This is a genomic window from Hymenobacter coalescens, from assembly GCF_054783195.1.
On the sequence record NZ_BAAGRA010000012.1, the window covers coordinates 1 to 15,770 of the forward strand.

Genomic DNA, 15,770 nt, shown 5'->3' on the forward strand with positions numbered 1-15,770 from the left:
CTACAGCAAGTGCACGCACATGCTCCTGCAAGCGGTACTCCTGCTGCGCGCTAAGAAAAACGGCACCCTATCTATGATACTGTAGCAATGCCATTATACCTAATAACGGGCAAGTGGGAAGGTCCTGAAGCTCCACACGGGATACTTTAGTGCGGACTCTACACTGTGACACTATTGAGTTTTCTCGCTTTAGCGTCTACGGACTCAGTAATAGCAAAGCCCCATCCTGGTTATCCGGTTGGGGCTTGCTGCTTAATCTAGGTACAGGAACCTTACGTACTCGGAGTTGTTACCTTTGCTGCGATGCGTGCTTTTGCTTTCATCTTTGCTATATACCTTTCCGTTCTCGCATGCTTGACATGTGCAGACGAGGTAGCGCGCCCGGAGCCGAAGCAAGCACAACTCACGGCGGCTACACATCCCTACGGCAGCAACGACGCTCCTAGTGACTGGTGTTCCCCGCTTTGCCAGTGCCACTGTTGCCCAGGAGTTACCTTGCCTGTTGCCACCCTCGGGCCGCTGGTAACACTGATTACGGAACATGTCAGTACTCCTACGGCATCCTTGCGGGTAACAGTACCCAGCCGTGCGCCTGGCTCTCTTTGGCAACCGCCGAGGGCGTAAACCTCTTTCTCCCGGTCTTCTCGCTAGTCACGAGCATATCCGTATGCTACGGATGCTGCTATGCCGTGCGCGTCTATGACGTTCGCGCCGACATGCTTGCTGATGCTGCTAAGACCGTGTAGAAGGGGTTCCGCGCCTTAATTCGTTCGGTACCGTTACGTAAACGGGTGGAACTCCATTATCCACTTCGTACGATTCACAATGCCATGCAAGAGCAAAAACCTGCTCATGAGCCGCTGAATACGGCCAAGCAAGTACACCCTGAAAACGTCGGCGCTGTTAACCGCGCCGAGCTTACTCCGGAGGCTGCGGCCTCTGCTCAAGGCCATGATGTTCCAGGCCACGACCATCGACCAGCCGACCTGACGCCCACGACTGAAACCAAGGAACCCAGCCCGTACACCGTTCCGCTTATCAGCTTTGCAATGCTCGTTATCGGGCTGGTGTTAGACCATGCAGGAGCGAACTTCTTCGCTTCGCCACTACGGATTATCTGGTACTCCGTGGCCTATCTGCTGGTTGGCTGGAAGGTTATCCGCACCGCTGTTCTCAGTATACCCAGCGGAAACGTGTTTAACGAGTTCCTACTAATGAGTCTGGCTACTATCGGCGCTTTCGCCCTGGGTGAATACGCCGAAGGGGTTGCTGTTATGCTGTTCTATACCGTCGGAGAGCTGTTCCAGGACGCAGCCGTTAATCGTGCGAAAAGGAACATCCGGGCCTTGCTGGAAATCCAGGCTACGGAGGTATCAGTATTGCGCAACGGGCAACTAGTGACACTCTCGCCGCAGCAGGTGAACATCGGCGATGTTATCGAGAGCAAGTCCGGCGAGAAGGTAGCCCTAGATGGTATTCTGCAAACCGAGCGGGCGGCGTTCAACACCGCAGCCCTTACGGGGGAGTCGGTACCACAAACCAAGCACGTCGGCGAAGAGGTATTGGCGGGCATGATTACGATGGATACCCTCGTACGCATCCAAGTTACCGCCGCTTTCAAGGATACCAAGCTAGCCCGGATACTGACGTTAGTTCAGCAAGCTACCGCCCGTAAAGCGAAAACCCAGCAGTTCATCACTCGTTTCGCGAAGGTCTACACTCCTATCGTGGTGTTCCTAGCCGTGGCTCTAACGTTGTTACCCTTCTTCTTCGTTGAACATTACGTGTTCCGGGATTGGCTTTACCGGGCGCTGGTATTCCTAGTTATTTCCTGCCCTTGCGCCCTGCTGGTTAGTATTCCCCTGGGCTACTTCGGCGGCATCGGGGCCGCCTCACGTGCGGGCATCCTGTTTAAGGGGTCCAACTATCTCGACCTAATGCGCCAGCTTGATACAGTTGTACTGGATAAAACTGGCACCCTCACAAAGGGGGTATTCGCCGTCCAGGATGTACACTTCGTTCCAGGCATACAAGCAGACGACCTGCTTCCGATGGTAGCAGCACTGGAGGCGAAATCAACCCACCCGGTAGCCCAGGCTATCGTTACCTACGTGCCCAGTCCGGCACCCACGAACTCCGTAGCCGAGGTCGAGGAAATTCCGGGCCACGGCCTACGCGGCCAAGTAGGTGAACACTCCTTGCTAGTTGGTAATGCCCGACTGCTGCAAAAGTTCTCTGTAGCATTTCCTAGCGAACTGGAGCAGGTAATAGGAACGCTCGTATTAGTAGCCCTGGATAACCGCTATGCAGGTTATCTGACAGTAGCCGACGAACTGCGCGAAGATGCGGCCCAGGCTGTTCGGGAACTCCGCAAGGAAGGTATTCGCCACGTGGTAATGCTCTCTGGAGATAAGTCTTCCATCGTTCAGCGAGTGGCTACACAGGTAGGTATCCAGGAAGCCTACGGAGACTTGCTACCCGAGGGCAAAGTAGAACATGTGCAACGCCTACAAGCAGCAGGTAACCGGTTGGCGTTCCTCGGCGACGGCGTAAACGATGCGCCCGTAGTAGCCTTGGCGGATGTTGGAGTAGCTATCGGTGGCCTTGGTTCTGACGCCACTATCGAAACCGCCGACGTGGTTATCCAGACTGACCACCCTTCCAAGCTAGCTACGGCGGTACGGATTAGCCGCGCTACTCATAGAGTAGTCTGGCAGAACATAGGGCTTGCTTTCGGCGTCAAGCTCGTTGTGTTGGCCCTCGGGGCTGGCGGCGTTGCTACCATGTGGGAGGCAGTATTCGCCGACGTCGGCGTAGCTCTGCTGGCTATTCTGAATGCAGTACGCATCCAACGCATGAAGTTCTAGCCGCTTCAGGCGGAAACCTTCTCACTCTCGATTTCCGATTTCGTGAAGTTCATACTCACCCTTGCCTTGCTGGTAAGTGGCTTCGCTGCTACGGCCCAGCACACCCTAACCGTACTCGTCAGAGACGAAACCACCAAAACCGGATTACCTGGGGCTACGGTTACCATCCCAGCCCTGAGCGTCGGGACATCCTCAGACGCCACCGGCCGCGCTGAGCTAACGAACCTCCCAGCAGGTTCACAGCAAGTAACAGTCTCCAGCGTAGGATACGAGGCGAAAAACCTCACCGTAGTGTTACCGCTGGCTACAGCCGCGCCGCTAGTAGTAGAGCTGGAATCCGGCAGCACCGAGCTTGAAAGCGTCATCGTTGAAGCGACTCGTACGAACTCCCGAATTGAGGATGTTCCCGTTCGCATCGAAGTTATCGGCGGCGAAGAACTCGAAGAAAAGGCAGGTATGCGGCCTTCAAGTATTTCCATGCTGCTCACCGAAGCCTCGGGCGTGCAAGCGCAATTCACGTCGGCCTCGTCGGGTAGTGTCGCTTTCCGCATCCAGGGCCTCGACGGCCGCTACACTCAAATCCTACGCGATGGATTTCCATTGTACGGCGGATTCTCCCAGGGCTTGAGCTTGGTTCAGATACCGCCGCTCGACCTTCGGCAGGTAGAACTAGTGAAAGGTGCTTCTTCGGCCCTGTACGGCGGAGACGCCATAGCCGGGCTGGTGAACCTTGTTAGCAAGACGCCTACGGAGGAACCCGAGCTTAACCTTCTGCTGAATCAGACATTCAAGGGAGGGCGCGACCTGAGCGCCTTCTACAGCGGCCGTACCGGCAAACTAGGGCTTACCCTACTAGCAACGCAGAACAACCAACGGCCCTGGGACGTGAATAAGGACGGATTTACCGATTTGCCTCAAGTGCAACTCACCAACGTAAACCCGCGCCTCTACTACTACCTCAACGACTCGACTACCTTCTACCTAGGTGTAAACGCTAGCATTGATAACCGCGTCGGCGGCGACCTATACGCTATCGAAAACGCTCCAACCACTCAGCACCAGTACGTAGAGCGTAACCGCTCCGAGCGTTACAGCACTCAACTACGAGCAGATACCAAGCTGCGCCACGGCCAAGTGCTGACGTTCAAGAACAGCTTGAGTTCCTTCCGTCGGAACATCCAGGCTGGAGAGTATCCCTTCGCCGGGCGTCAGTTCTCTTCCTACTCGGAAGGTTCGTACTTGTTACCAGTGGGCAACCACCGGGCCGTACTTGGGGCCAACGTGCTCACCGATGATTTCCGTGAAAACCACGAACTGAACCCGGAACCCCGGAACTACAGCTATCAGACCTTCGGCCTCTTTGCCCAGGATGATTGGAAGCTGCTGGAGAAGCTGACGGTACAAGCCGGACTCCGAACGGATTATCAGCGGCCGTACGGCTGGTTTGTGTTACCAAGGTTTTCCGCTATCTACAAGCCCAGTGAACATGTGACGTTGCGCGCTGGAGGTGGCTACGGCTACAAAGCACCGACCATCTTCACCAGTGCCACCGAGCAGCAAGCCTACGTAGGTGTTCGAGGATTGGACCCGAAGCAAATACGAGCCGAAACCTCCCGTGGTGTCAACGCCGATGTTACCCTTCGGGGAGTTCTAGGCGATAAGTTGGGGGTATCACTGAACCAAGCTGTTTTCTACACTCACCTAGAACATGCACTAATACCGCAGAGCTTGTTACCTAGCACTGGAGTTATAGAGTTCCGCAACGCAGCCACGCCGGTTACCTCCCGAGGCTTAGAGACGAACCTTCGCTTGAACCTGGAGCCGGTACAGTTCTTTGCTGCCTACACCCTGACGGATACTCGCCAGACGTACGACCTGACGCAGCCCAGGCAGCTGCCTTTCGTTTCACGGCATCGCGTAGTACTGACTGCCATGTACGAGCGAGAGAAGAACTTCCGTATTGGGCTAGAAGGCACCTACAACGGCCGCCAGTACCTCGGGGAGGGAAACCGGCAAAGTCCGGATTTCTGGATTCTGGGCGCACTAGCGGAGAAGATGTTCTCTCACTTCTCTATGGTTGCCAACGTTGAGAACTTCACCGACACGCGGCAAACCCGTTTCGAGCAGGTTGTGTTACCACCCTATGACCGCCCAACCTTTAGACCACTATACGCGCCCCTGGACGGTATAGTAGCGAACATTGCACTAAAGGTGAACCTGTAAGCAAGCTCCATAAAATCCAAAAACCCTGCTTCCCAGCTATAGTACAGGGTGTCCCACCTTATAACGAAAATAGTCCCACCAAAAGTGGGACTATTCATTTTCAGGAGTTCCAAGCAATTTCACACAAAGCTTGTAATCAGCTTTTTACAGCCTTACAAAGCCAGTATAATCCAAAATTGGAGGGAAATTCCATTCGGATCTATAACAACAGAACTGTCATCCAGAGGCGCCAGCCAACGGACCTTTGGCCGCGCAAACGGCATACGTCAGATAACACTTTTCCGACGCCGAAAGGTCCTTCGCAGGGCTCAGGATGACAGGTGATTTTTGCGGCGCCGGGCTATACCACGTCGGCCGAAATGCCGCGGTCGTGGATGGCGGTGCACAGCGGCTCCAGTTCCTCGTAGGCGCCGATCTTGACCGTGCACTGGCCCTTGTAGTGAATCAGCAGCGTGCACTGCTCGGCCTGCATGGGCTCGTGCTTGCACACGTCAATCAGGGTCTGGATGACGTGGTCAAAGGTGTTCACGTCGTCGTTGTATACGACCAGGTCGCGCAGGTCGGTGGTTTCCTCCAGCAACAGAACGTCCTCGTCGTGTGCAATCTGCGGGTTGGTGTTCATGGTCGTAAAGGTACGGATTCGGGGGCTAGGTTGGCAGCGCTAAAATGGCACCCTGTAACATAACCGTGCGCGGGATAGTTGCCGGCCCCGGCGGAATTTGTCGGGGGCGGCGTCTGTTGATTCCGCCGTAAATTCCCGGCTCCGTTTGCCCCTCTCACCTCCTCCCCTTCGCTTTATGCCCCTGACGCTCCGCCGCCTCGCGCCGGCCGCCCTGCTGCTCACGCTGGCCGGCTCGCCTGGCGCCCTGCACGCCCAACAGCAGCTGCTCACCGTGGAAGACGCCTTCCGCAACCCGGCCCTGCTGCCGGCCAACCTCAAGCAGCTGAGCTGGATTCCGGGCTCCAACGACGAATTCAGCTACGCCCGCACCGAAGGCGGGCAGGACCAGCTGGTGCGCAGCCGCGCCGCGGGCGGCCCGGTGCAGCCGGTGGTGACGCTGGCCAACCTCTTGCAGGCCCTGCAGGCCGCCGGCGCCCCGGCCCTGAAGGCCTCGGCTTTCCCAGCGGTGCAGTGGACCGGCCCCGATGCCTTTTTGGTGACCATGCCCAGCCGGGAAGTATTCCGCTACTCGGTGGCCGACGGCAAGGCAGCCAAGCTGTTCGGCTACCAGGCCGGCGCCGACAACGTGGACTTCGACCCGCTCAAGTCGCGCGTGGCTTACACCAAGGAGCAGAACCTGTACGTGAGCCTGCCCGGCAAGGAAAACGTGGCCGTGACCAACGAAGCCAACCCGGCCATCGTGAGCGGGCAGGCGGCGCACCGCTCGGAGTTCGGCATCACCAAGGGCACGTTCTGGAGCCCCCGGGGCAACAAGCTGGCCTACTACCGCATGGATCAGACCATGGTGACGGACTACCCGCTGGTGAATACCGGCGCCGTGCCGGCCCAGGCCACGCCCATTAAGTACCCCATGGCCGGCGACAAAAGCCACGAGGTGACGGTGGGCGTGTACGACGTGGCCACGGGCAACACCGTGTTTTTGCAGACCGGCGAGCCGAAAGACCAGTACCTGACCAACCTGAGCTGGAGCCCCGACGAGAAAAGCATTTACGTGGCCGTGCTCAACCGCGACCAGAATCACCTGTGGCTGCGCCAGTACGACGCCGCGACGGGCGCGCTGGTCAAGACGCTGTTTGAGGAAACCGACGCCGAGTACGTGGAGCCGCAGCACCCGCTGCAGTTCGTGCCCGGCCACCCCGACCAGTTCGTGTGGCAGAGCGAGCGAAGCGGCTACAACCACCTCTACCTCTACTCCACCAGCGGCAAGCTGCTGCGCCCGCTCACGCAGGGCCCTTGGCTGGTCACTGACGTGCTGGGCTTCGACGCGAAGGGCAAGACCTTGTACTTCGCCAGCAACCAGGACGGCACGATTCAGCGGCAGCTGTACGCGGTGAGCGTGGGCGGGGGCAAGCCGCGCCGCCTCAGCAGCGGCGCCGGCACGCACGCGGGCCTGCTCAGCCCCTCCGGCGAAGCCTTGCTCGATACCTATTCCAGCCAGACCACGCCGCGCACCATTGCGGTGGTAGCCACCAAAGACGGCAAGCCGCGCCAGCAACTGCTCAACGCCCCGAACCCGCTCACGAGCTACCGCCTCGGCCAGACCAAGGTATTCCCCCTTAAGGCCGCCGACGGGCAAACCGACCTGTACGCCCGCATCATCACCCCTCCGAATTTTGACCCGGCCAAGAAGTACCCGGCTGTGATTTACGTGTACGGCGGCCCGCACGTGCAGCTCGTCACCGACTCCTGGCTGGGCGGCGGCAACCTGTGGATGCAGCTGATGGCCCAGAAAGGCTACGTGGTGTTCACCGTCGATTCGCGCGGCTCCGGCAGCCGCGGCCTGCCCTTCGAGCAGGCTACGTTCCGCCAGCTCGGCACCCAGGAGCTGGCCGATCAGCTCAAGGGCGTCGACTACCTCAAAAGCCTGCCCTACGTGGACGCGCAGCGCATCGGCGTGCACGGCTGGAGCTACGGCGGCTTCATGACCACCACCCTGCTCACCCGCGCCCCCGAGGGCACGTTCCGGGTGGGCGTGGCCGGCGGCCCGGTTATCGACTGGCGCAAGTACGAGGTGATGTACACGGAACGCTACATGGACACGCCGCAGACCAACCCCGAGGGCTACCAGAAGGCCAACCTGCTCGGCTACGTGCAGAACCTGAAGGGCCCGCTGCTCATGATTCACGGCACCGTCGACGACGTGGTGGTGTGGCAGCACAGCCTCGACTACCTCAAAAACGCGGTGGACAACGGCGTGCAGCTCGACTACTTCGTGTACCCGGGCCACCCCCACAATGTGGGCGGCAAGGACCGCGTGCACCTCTACACCAAGATTACCAACTACCTGGACCTGTACCTGAAGCCGGAAGCCCCGGCGGCCGCTGCCAGCAGCAACGGCCAGTAGCCCCGGTACGTTGATCCGGAACATCATGTCGAGCTTGTCGAGTCATCTCGCGTGGGTACTAGTCTTCTCGTTGCACGAGCAGGTTACTATCCGGCGTCAGCCCGCGAGATGTCTCGACAAGCTCGACATGACGGCCTTTGCTGATTGGGCAAAGGGGCACGCAGGCTGATTTTCACTCAATCCGGTGTTCCACTGCGCGGCCGGCGCCGACGTTCCTTCTTCATTCCTCATTCCTCCTTCTTTCCAAGAATGCCCGCTCCCTCCACCGACTTCAAGCGCGCCCTCAAACTGCTTTCCGAGAAGGAAAAGGAAGATTTGCTGCTTAAGGCGGCCCGCCGCGACGCGGAGCTGTACGACCTGTTGCGCTACGAAATCCTGCCCGACGTGGACCTGCGCACCGTGCAGGACGAGCACGCCGAGCGCATTGCGGAGCTGCTGCAAAAAGCCAACGGCCGGGTGATGAACCGTGCCCTGGCCCGGGCCCTGGGCAAGGCGGCCAAGGAAGTGGCCCGTGCCAAGCGCATCACCAAGGACAAGCGGCTGGAAGTCGACCTGAACATGTACACCATGCGCCTGGTGCTCGACGAGTACCCGCAGTACTTCGACGGGTATTTCCACCTGTTCTACGTGGCGACGGTGCGCTTTCTGCTGCGCACGGCCAAGCTCATTCCCAAGCTGCACGAGGACCTGTGGCTGGAGTACAAGCCCGAGTTCGACGACATCCTGAGCACGCTGCGCGCCCACGACAAGCACCGGCAGCTGCGCTTTCCGCTGCCCAAGGAATTGGAGCTGCCGGCCTAACTTTAGGGCTGCTTTTTTCACGCCGGATGAAATTCCTTTTCCTGACCGGGCTGCTGCTGGCAGCCGCGCCGCTGGCCGCTCAGTCCAGCCAACCGTCCTTCGAGGGCACGGTGGTGTACCGCAACACCGTGGAGTACACTGATCCGGTGCGCAAGGCCCAGTACAACAAGCGCGACCTGATTTTGGGCACGGAAGAAACCACCGTGCTGCAGGGCCCCAACGCGAGCGTCACCACCAACGGCCTGACGGTGAACCGCCGGGTGTACCGCCTGGGCGAGCGGCGCCTGTACTTGCACTTCGCCAACCGCCGGCAGGTGATGTGGTACGATTTAAGCCACGACGCACCCAAGCTCAAGCAGCGGCAGGTGCTGCCGGCCGCCGACACGGTGCTGGGCCAGATTTGCGACGTGGTGGAGCTGCAGACCGACAAGCAGCGCATCCGCGTGTCGCTGCACCCGCGCTACCGCGCCGCCCTGGCAGCCACGCCCGCCCTGCCCGACTCCACCCTGTACCGCGCCCTGACTTACCCGAGCGCCTCCAGCCTGGTGCTGCGCCGCGTCACCCGCGACGAGAACGGCGACGTGACCACGCTGGTGGCCACGGCCCTGCAGCCCGGCCCGGTCAGCAACGCTGCCGCAACCCTGGCCGGCTCGACGCCGGACGCCGAGCTGGTGCCCAACTGGTACATGCTCGACAAGCAGCTCAACAACAACGAAATGGCCCGGTTCGGCCGCTACATGAGCCAGAACATCAAATACCCCAAAGCCGCCATGCGGGCCGGGGTGGAAGGCACCGTGGTCCTGGAGTTCCTCGTCAACGAGGACAGCCGCATCAGCGACATTCAGGTACTGCGGGCCGTCGAGCCCACGCTGGATGCCGAGGCCGTGCGCGTGCTGCAGCAGTTTGCCCGGTGGGAGCCCCGCACGTTTCGGGGCAAGCCGGTGAAGTCCATCTTCAGTGTGCCGGTCACCTACCGCCTCGAGTAAATACCCCTAAAAGCTCAACGGCCCCTCCACCAGTGCGGTGAAGGGGCCGTTGAGCTTTTGGTCCGGTTAGGGACGGAAGTTGCCGCGCTTACTGCTTGGCAATGACGTTGAAGCTCAGCGTGAAGTTATCGTCGATGGCCTTGTCGGCGGCAGCGCCGAACAGGGTCGAGCCGTACTTCACGTCGTACTTGGTGCGGTTCACGGTGGCCACGCCCGAGGCGGAAGCCACGCCATCTTTCACGCCCACTTTGGCCGGGAAGCTGATGGGGTGCGTCTTGCCTTTGATGGTCAGGTTGCCGGCTACCTGGGCGTTGTTGCCGCTGGCGTCCTTGAGGGGCTTGATGCTGGTCACCACGAAGGTGGCCGTCGGGTACTTGTCAGCGGCGAAGAAGTCGTCGTTCTTCAGGTGGCCCACCAGCTTGCCGTTGTACTCGGCATCGGTGATGTCCTCCACCTTGATGGCGTTCATGTCGAAGTTGAAGGTGCCGCCCACGATCTGGTTGCCCTTCACCTGCACGGCGCCGTCTTTCACGGCAATGGTGCCGTTGTGCTGGCCGCCTACTTTTTTACCTACCCAGCCCAGCGTGCTCAGCTGCGGCTGCACGGCGTAGGCGTTGCTGTTTTTGGCTGCTTTGGCTGCCTTCTCGGGGGTAGCAGCTTTGGCACTGACGCCAGCCGTGGCTTTTTGCTGGGCGTAAGCCGGAGCTACGAACAGGGTACCGGCAACGAGCAGGGGCAGAATGATTTTTTTCATGATGCGAAAACGGTGAGAGAACTTAGGGTTGATTGACTGATGCAGGCCTTCAGTCACGGATTTTATCGAGCAGGTCGCTTAGCTGAGCGGCTTCTTCGGCGGTGAGGTTGTGCAGGCCCTGGCTCTGCGAGTCGGCCAGGTCTTCGGTGCGGTGCAGCAGGTCCAGGCCGGCGTCGGTGATGCGGATGTCCACGGCGCGGCGGTTGCTGGGGCAGATTTGCCGCGTCACCAGGCCCTTGGCTTCCAGCTTGTCCACGATGCGCGAGGCGTTGCTGGTCTTGTCCAGCATCCGCTCGATGAGCAGGTTGACGGTAGCCGGCTTGGGGTGCTGTCCGCGCAGAATGCGCAGCACGTTGTATTGGGGCAGGGTCAGGCCGTAGGGCTTGAAGGCCGAAGCCAGGCGCTGCTGCAGCCAGCCCGCCGTGAACACCACGTTCAGGTGGGCTTTCTGGTAGGCGTTTTTGAAGGCGCGCTGCTGGATTTCGTCTTCGAGCTTCATGATAGAACCGAATTACGTTGCAAATATATGTACATACATTATATGTCACAACATTAGTTCCCTGCTTTTTTTCACAACGCCCGCATTTCACCTTCCTGCCGCCTTCTGCGTATGCAGGGACACGCTTTAGCACAAACCGCACCATTCCTCCCGTCCTCCGCCATGAAACCACTTGCCCCTGCTTTGGTTTTGCTCGCCGCCCTGCTTAGCGCACCGGCCGCCCATGCCCAGTCGGTCAAAACCAAGGCCGCACCCGCCCAAACGCGCACGGAGCTGCAGAGCGGCGACCAGTTTGTGATGCTGAACGGCGCCGTGGTGCGCCGCCGCGACGGGCAGACCACCGGACTGAGCCAGAACGTGCAGCTGCCCAATGGCACCAAAGTGAACGTGAAGAGCGGCATCGTGCAGCTGCCCACCGGCAAAATCACCACCCTGCGCGAAGGTGACTACGTGAAGGCCGACGGCAGCATCGTCTTTGCTACCCCGCAAAGCGCAGCCTCCTCCCGCGGCGAAACCGCGGCGGCCGATGCCCGGTTCGATCCGGTTTTGGATCGGGGCGCCACGCCTTCCACCGCCGACGTGGAAACGCGCCTCGGCGACCTGAACCGCCGCGTGGAGCTGATGGCGCAGAAAATCCAGCTGCTCAATCAGAAAATTTCGCTGCTCAGCCAGGGCAACGTCAAAGCCCCCGACACCAGCCAGCTGGACGGCCAGATCCAGGCCCTAGACGAGCAGCTGCGGGGAGTGAAATAAGGGTAAGAGGGTATGGGGATAGGAGGGCAGGAGTTGTCACAACCCTAACTCCTGCCCTCCTACCCCCTACCCTCTTACCCTAAAGTGCCGGCACTTCCGCCTGCGCCATGAGTCGGCCGTCGGCTTCCTGCACCACCCCGAACGGCTCGTCGCGCACGATGAGCAGGCCGTCCAAGTCGCAGATTTCGGCCAAGCCGCTGAGCTGCAGCGCCGACCAGATGCCCAGCGAGGTTTCAACCATGCAGCCGATCATGGTGCGCAGGCCGTGGGCGCGGGCTTCGTTGAGCAGGCGCAGTCCGTTGAGGTAGCCGCCGGCCTTCATCAGCTTCATGTTCAGCACGTGAAACTGCCGGGCAATGTCCGCGAAGTCAGCCGCGTCGGTCACCGACTCGTCGGCGATGAGCGGCCAGGGGCTGCGCGGGCGCAAGTAGCGGTAGTCGTCGGCGTGGGCGGCGGGCAGCGGCTGCTCCAGCAGCTGCACGTTCAGCGCCGGCAGCGCCTGCACCTGCTCGATAAAACTCAGCAGCGCGTCGGCGTCGGTCCAGGCCTCGTTGCCGTCTACTAGCACCGGGCGGCCGGGCAGCAGGCGCGCCACCTCGCCCAGCAGCGCCAGCCCCTGTTCCTGGTTGACTTTCACCTTTAGCAACGGAAAGCGGCTCAGGCCGTGCCGCGCCATAAATCCGGCTACTTCGCCGGGTTCCATAATCGGCAGCGTAAAGGCCGTGCCCACGGCCGGCAGCGGGGTGGGCACGCCCAGCAGGGCGGGCACCGCCTGCCCGCGCTGCCGGGCCAGGTAGTGCACGTAGGCCGATTCCAGGGCAAAGCGCAGCGCGTGCGCGGGTGGTACCTGCGCGAGCAGGGCAGTCAGATCGGAGAGGTCCTGGACCAGCCCTAGCCCCGCCTGCTGCAGCTGCTCGAACTGCTGGAGCAGCAGCGCCGGCGACTCACCGTAGCGCACGTTGGGCGCGGCCTCACCCCAGCCCACGTGGCGGCCGGCGTCGTCGGCCACGCGCACGAGCAGGTTGGTTTTGGCATCGGAAGCGTTGCGGGAAATCTTCCAGGTAAAGCGGAGCGGCAGCTCCAGCGAACGAACGGACCAGTGCAGCATCGGAGGGAATAAGGAAATAAAAATGGCGGATTAAGAATTAGCAAGCGGCTCCGCAGCTCATCGGCTGTGGCCCAAACGGCTATCTTTGCTGAGCTTCGCCTCTCTCCCACCGGGCGAAAACCCGTCATTCTCCCTGCTTATGAAGCTTTCACGCTTTGCCGTGCCGGCGCTGGCCCTACTGCTGCTGGCCGCGCTGCTTACTGCCTTATCTCACTACGGCGTGCTGGCGCTGTCGCCGCTGGTGCCCATGGCCGCGCGCTGGCTGGCGCTGCTGGCCCTGATTACCTGGGCGGCCGAGCGCCGCTCGCTCACCTTCTGGATTGTGGTGAGCATGTTCGTGGGGGCCGAGGCCGGCGCCGACTTCCCGGAGGCCGCCCAGAACCTGAAGGTGCTGTCCGACGTGTTCCTGCGCCTGGTCAAGACCATCATTGCCCCGCTGGTGTTTGCCACCCTGGTGGTGGGCATTGCCGGCCACGCCGACCTGAAGAAAGTCGGGCGCATGGGCGTGAAGGCACTGATTTACTTTGAAATCGTCACCACGTTCGCTCTGTTCATCGGGCTGGCGGCCATCAACCTGACCCGCGCCGGCCGCCTCGATCCGGCCGTGCTGGCCGCGGCCCAGGCCAACAACAACGTCAACGACACCATCGCGGCGGCGCCCAAGCAGTCGGCGGCCGACATCATCGCCCACATCTTCCCCGAGAACATTGCCAAATCGGTGGCCGAAGGGCAGGTGCTGCAGGTGGTGGTCTTCGCCATCATCTTCGCCATCGGCCTCGCCATGGTCTCGGAAAAGCACCGCCGCCCCATGGTGGAGTGGTCCGAAAGCCTTTCGGAGGTGATGTTCAAGTTCACCAACGTGGTGATGTTCTTCGCCCCGCTGGGCGTGGGCGGCGCCATTGCCTACACTGTGGGCAAGATGGGCTTTGGCCCGCTGGTGAATGCCGTACAGCTGCTGCTGACGCTGTACGCGGCCCTGATTGCGTTTATCATCGTCATCCTGCTGCCGGTGGCGCTGATTGCCCGTATCCCCATCAAGCGCTTCATCCAGGCCATTGCGGAGCCGGTCAGCATCGCCTTCGCCACGACCTCGTCGGAAGCCGCGCTGCCCCGCGCCATGGAAGCCATGGAAAGCATCGGCGTACCGCGCCGGGTGGTGGCTTTCGTGATGCCCACGGGCTACTCGTTCAACCTCGACGGCACCACGCTTTACCTCTCGCTGGCCGCCGTGTTCGTGGCCCAGGCCGCCGGCATCGAGCTGACCCTGGGCCAGCAGCTGGTGATGGTGTTCACGCTCATGCTCACGTCCAAGGGCGTGGCCGGCGTGCCGCGCGCCTCGTTGGTGATTCTGCTGGCTACGGTTGCCTCCTTTAACCTGCCCTCCTGGCCCGTGTTCATCATTCTGGGCATCGACGCCCTGATGGACATGGCCCGCACGGCCGTAAACGTTATCGGCAACTGCCTGGCCTCGGCCGTCATTGCCCGTTGGGAGGGCGAGTTCATCGACGACTACCACGGCGAGCCCATCGACGACCTGTTCGAGCCGGACGCCCAGCCGGCTGGCCATCTGCATTAGCACTTTTCACAGCTGACTTAGAATCAGCCAATAAAGCCCCTCCGACTTCGTGAAGTCGGAGAGGCTTTTTGCTTGCCGGCTTCACGCGTAACCGCCTTAAAATCAATAATATATTTAATATTATATTTAAAACATACTATTATATCATATTTAAATTACATTTATACTCGGGAAAAGCCTACTGCTTTTCGTCACATCATCCATCACCACACCCCACGCGCTGCCATGAAACATCGGTTACGCCTCGTTTTGTCTTTGCTTGCTACCTCTATGCTGTATACCGGCTGCAAATCCGTGGACGGGGTGCTGTTTCAGCCTTCGCCCGTGGCGCTGTCGGAGCGGCTGCCGTCCCTGGAAATAGCCGTGGACAACGGGCCTTTCAACAACTCACAGGGCGCTTTGCCGGAGGATGCGCAGCAGCTGTTCGAACGGGAAGTGCGCATGAACCTGACCGAACCCGAAGACACGGCGCGCTTCGGCTTTGCTCACCTGCAAATTGTGGAGGCCACAGCGGAGCGACGGGGCCGGTTCTGGCAGGGCCTGCAAATGCTCACGCTCATGACTCCTACCCTGCTGGGCGTACCAGTGGAGTGGTACGAAACGGACCTGCGGGCCACCGTGCAGATTCTTAATGCCCAGGGCGACACGCTGGCGACTTACCGCGGCCAGGGCAAGTCGCGGGTGCGGGTGGCCATGTACCACGGCTACGCCCAGACGCAGGCTCACCGCTTAGCCGATCTGGAGGCGCTGCGCTTGGCGCTGGGTCAGATCAAGCCCCAAATGGAGATGGACGCCGCCCGGTTGCGCCGGGGCCTGCTCACCGCCGGGCCCATCGGGCGGCACGTGGGCCAGGTGACGGGCAGTGCGTGGCCGGCCGGCACGGCCGCGCCGGCCCCCGCGGAGCGCTGAGCCCTGTCTACGGGGCTGATGGCAGCCATTGGCCGCGTCGGCTATGCAAAGCACGTTTTCAGCCTCCCACTCGCCCGGTTCGCCGCCCCGGCCGTCCTGGCCCGCCACGGTGCTGCGACCTTACCTGAGCGGGCCGGCGGCCGGGCAGTACGCACCATGTGCCCCTACCGCACGCGCTGGCTCCTTCCGAACCAACAACCCAAGCCGCACTGCAACTTTCCGCCCTGGTGCGTTTCTTTGGGCGCGCCGCCCCGGCAACGTGGCGGCG

13 protein-coding genes are annotated in these 15,770 nt (G+C 60.9%); 9 read left to right on the forward strand and 4 right to left on the reverse strand.

Annotated features, from left to right (window positions below; genetic code table 11):
- The first annotated feature begins 303 nt into the window (after positions 1–303).
- The 3 genes from ACYVKQ_RS08830 (at position 304) to ACYVKQ_RS08840 (ending at position 5,090) form a co-directional block, all read left to right on the forward strand.
- Positions 304–624 carry a DUF6660 family protein gene (locus tag ACYVKQ_RS08830; RefSeq protein ID WP_460577745.1) on the forward strand — a complete coding sequence of 107 codons (321 nt, stop codon included), beginning with the start codon at positions 304–306 and terminating at the stop codon, positions 622–624.
- Positions 625–830: 206 nt separating this feature from the next.
- Positions 831–2,867 carry an HAD family hydrolase gene (locus ACYVKQ_RS08835; RefSeq protein ID WP_460577747.1) on the forward strand — a complete coding sequence of 679 codons (2,037 nt, stop codon included), beginning with the start codon at positions 831–833 and terminating at the stop codon, positions 2,865–2,867.
- 42 nt (positions 2,868–2,909) lie between these two features.
- Positions 2,910–5,090, forward strand: a complete 2,181-nt coding sequence (locus ACYVKQ_RS08840) for a TonB-dependent receptor (RefSeq protein ID WP_460577749.1) — start codon at positions 2,910–2,912, stop codon at positions 5,088–5,090.
- A gap of 340 nt (positions 5,091–5,430) precedes the next feature.
- On the opposite strand, the gene ACYVKQ_RS08845 is transcribed toward ACYVKQ_RS08840, so the two are convergent.
- On the reverse strand, positions 5,431–5,712 hold the full coding sequence (locus ACYVKQ_RS08845; RefSeq protein ID WP_460577751.1) for an ATP-dependent Clp protease adaptor ClpS: 282 nt from the start codon (positions 5,710–5,712) through the stop codon (positions 5,431–5,433).
- Positions 5,713–5,887: 175 nt separating this feature from the next.
- Between ACYVKQ_RS08845 and ACYVKQ_RS08850 the strand changes: the two genes are divergently transcribed.
- The 3 genes from ACYVKQ_RS08850 (at position 5,888) to ACYVKQ_RS08860 (ending at position 9,903) form a co-directional block, all read left to right on the forward strand.
- On the forward strand, positions 5,888–8,116 hold the full coding sequence (locus tag ACYVKQ_RS08850) for a S9 family peptidase (RefSeq protein ID WP_460577753.1): 2,229 nt from the start codon (positions 5,888–5,890) through the stop codon (positions 8,114–8,116).
- Between the two features lie 249 nt (positions 8,117–8,365).
- Positions 8,366–8,917, forward strand: coding sequence for a hypothetical protein (locus tag ACYVKQ_RS08855; protein ID WP_460577755.1), 552 nt, complete (start codon positions 8,366–8,368; stop codon positions 8,915–8,917).
- Positions 8,918–8,943: 26 nt separating this feature from the next.
- On the forward strand, positions 8,944–9,903 hold the full coding sequence (locus tag ACYVKQ_RS08860; protein ID WP_460577757.1) for an energy transducer TonB: 960 nt from the start codon (positions 8,944–8,946) through the stop codon (positions 9,901–9,903).
- Between the two features lie 88 nt (positions 9,904–9,991).
- Here ACYVKQ_RS08860 and ACYVKQ_RS08865 read toward each other — a convergent pair whose 3' ends face one another.
- Together ACYVKQ_RS08865 and ACYVKQ_RS08870 are read right to left on the reverse strand one after the other, a co-directional pair.
- On the reverse strand, positions 9,992–10,657 hold the full coding sequence (locus ACYVKQ_RS08865) for a YceI family protein (protein WP_460577759.1): 666 nt from the start codon (positions 10,655–10,657) through the stop codon (positions 9,992–9,994).
- A gap of 49 nt (positions 10,658–10,706) precedes the next feature.
- Positions 10,707–11,156, reverse strand: coding sequence for a MarR family winged helix-turn-helix transcriptional regulator (locus ACYVKQ_RS08870; RefSeq protein ID WP_460577761.1), 450 nt, complete (start codon positions 11,154–11,156; stop codon positions 10,707–10,709).
- Positions 11,157–11,318: 162 nt separating this feature from the next.
- Between ACYVKQ_RS08870 and ACYVKQ_RS08875 the strand changes: the two genes are divergently transcribed.
- The gene (locus tag ACYVKQ_RS08875) at positions 11,319–11,909 is read left to right on the forward strand and encodes a DUF6799 domain-containing protein (protein WP_460577763.1); all 591 of its coding nucleotides are present in this window, start codon (positions 11,319–11,321) and stop codon (positions 11,907–11,909) included.
- 79 nt (positions 11,910–11,988) lie between these two features.
- Here ACYVKQ_RS08875 and ACYVKQ_RS08880 read toward each other — a convergent pair whose 3' ends face one another.
- The gene (locus ACYVKQ_RS08880) at positions 11,989–13,017 is read right to left on the reverse strand and encodes a dipeptide epimerase (RefSeq protein WP_460577765.1); all 1,029 of its coding nucleotides are present in this window, start codon (positions 13,015–13,017) and stop codon (positions 11,989–11,991) included.
- Positions 13,018–13,156: 139 nt separating this feature from the next.
- Here ACYVKQ_RS08880 and ACYVKQ_RS08885 point away from each other — a divergent pair, with 139 nt between their 5' ends.
- Both ACYVKQ_RS08885 and ACYVKQ_RS08890 read left to right on the forward strand, forming a co-directional pair.
- Positions 13,157–14,593, forward strand: a complete 1,437-nt coding sequence (locus ACYVKQ_RS08885; RefSeq protein WP_460577767.1) for a dicarboxylate/amino acid:cation symporter — start codon at positions 13,157–13,159, stop codon at positions 14,591–14,593.
- A 225-nt stretch (positions 14,594–14,818) separates the two neighbouring features.
- Entirely contained in the window at positions 14,819–15,502 is a 684-nt protein-coding gene (locus ACYVKQ_RS08890; protein ID WP_460577769.1) for a hypothetical protein, read from the forward strand.
- Positions 15,503–15,770 lie beyond the last annotated feature (268 nt).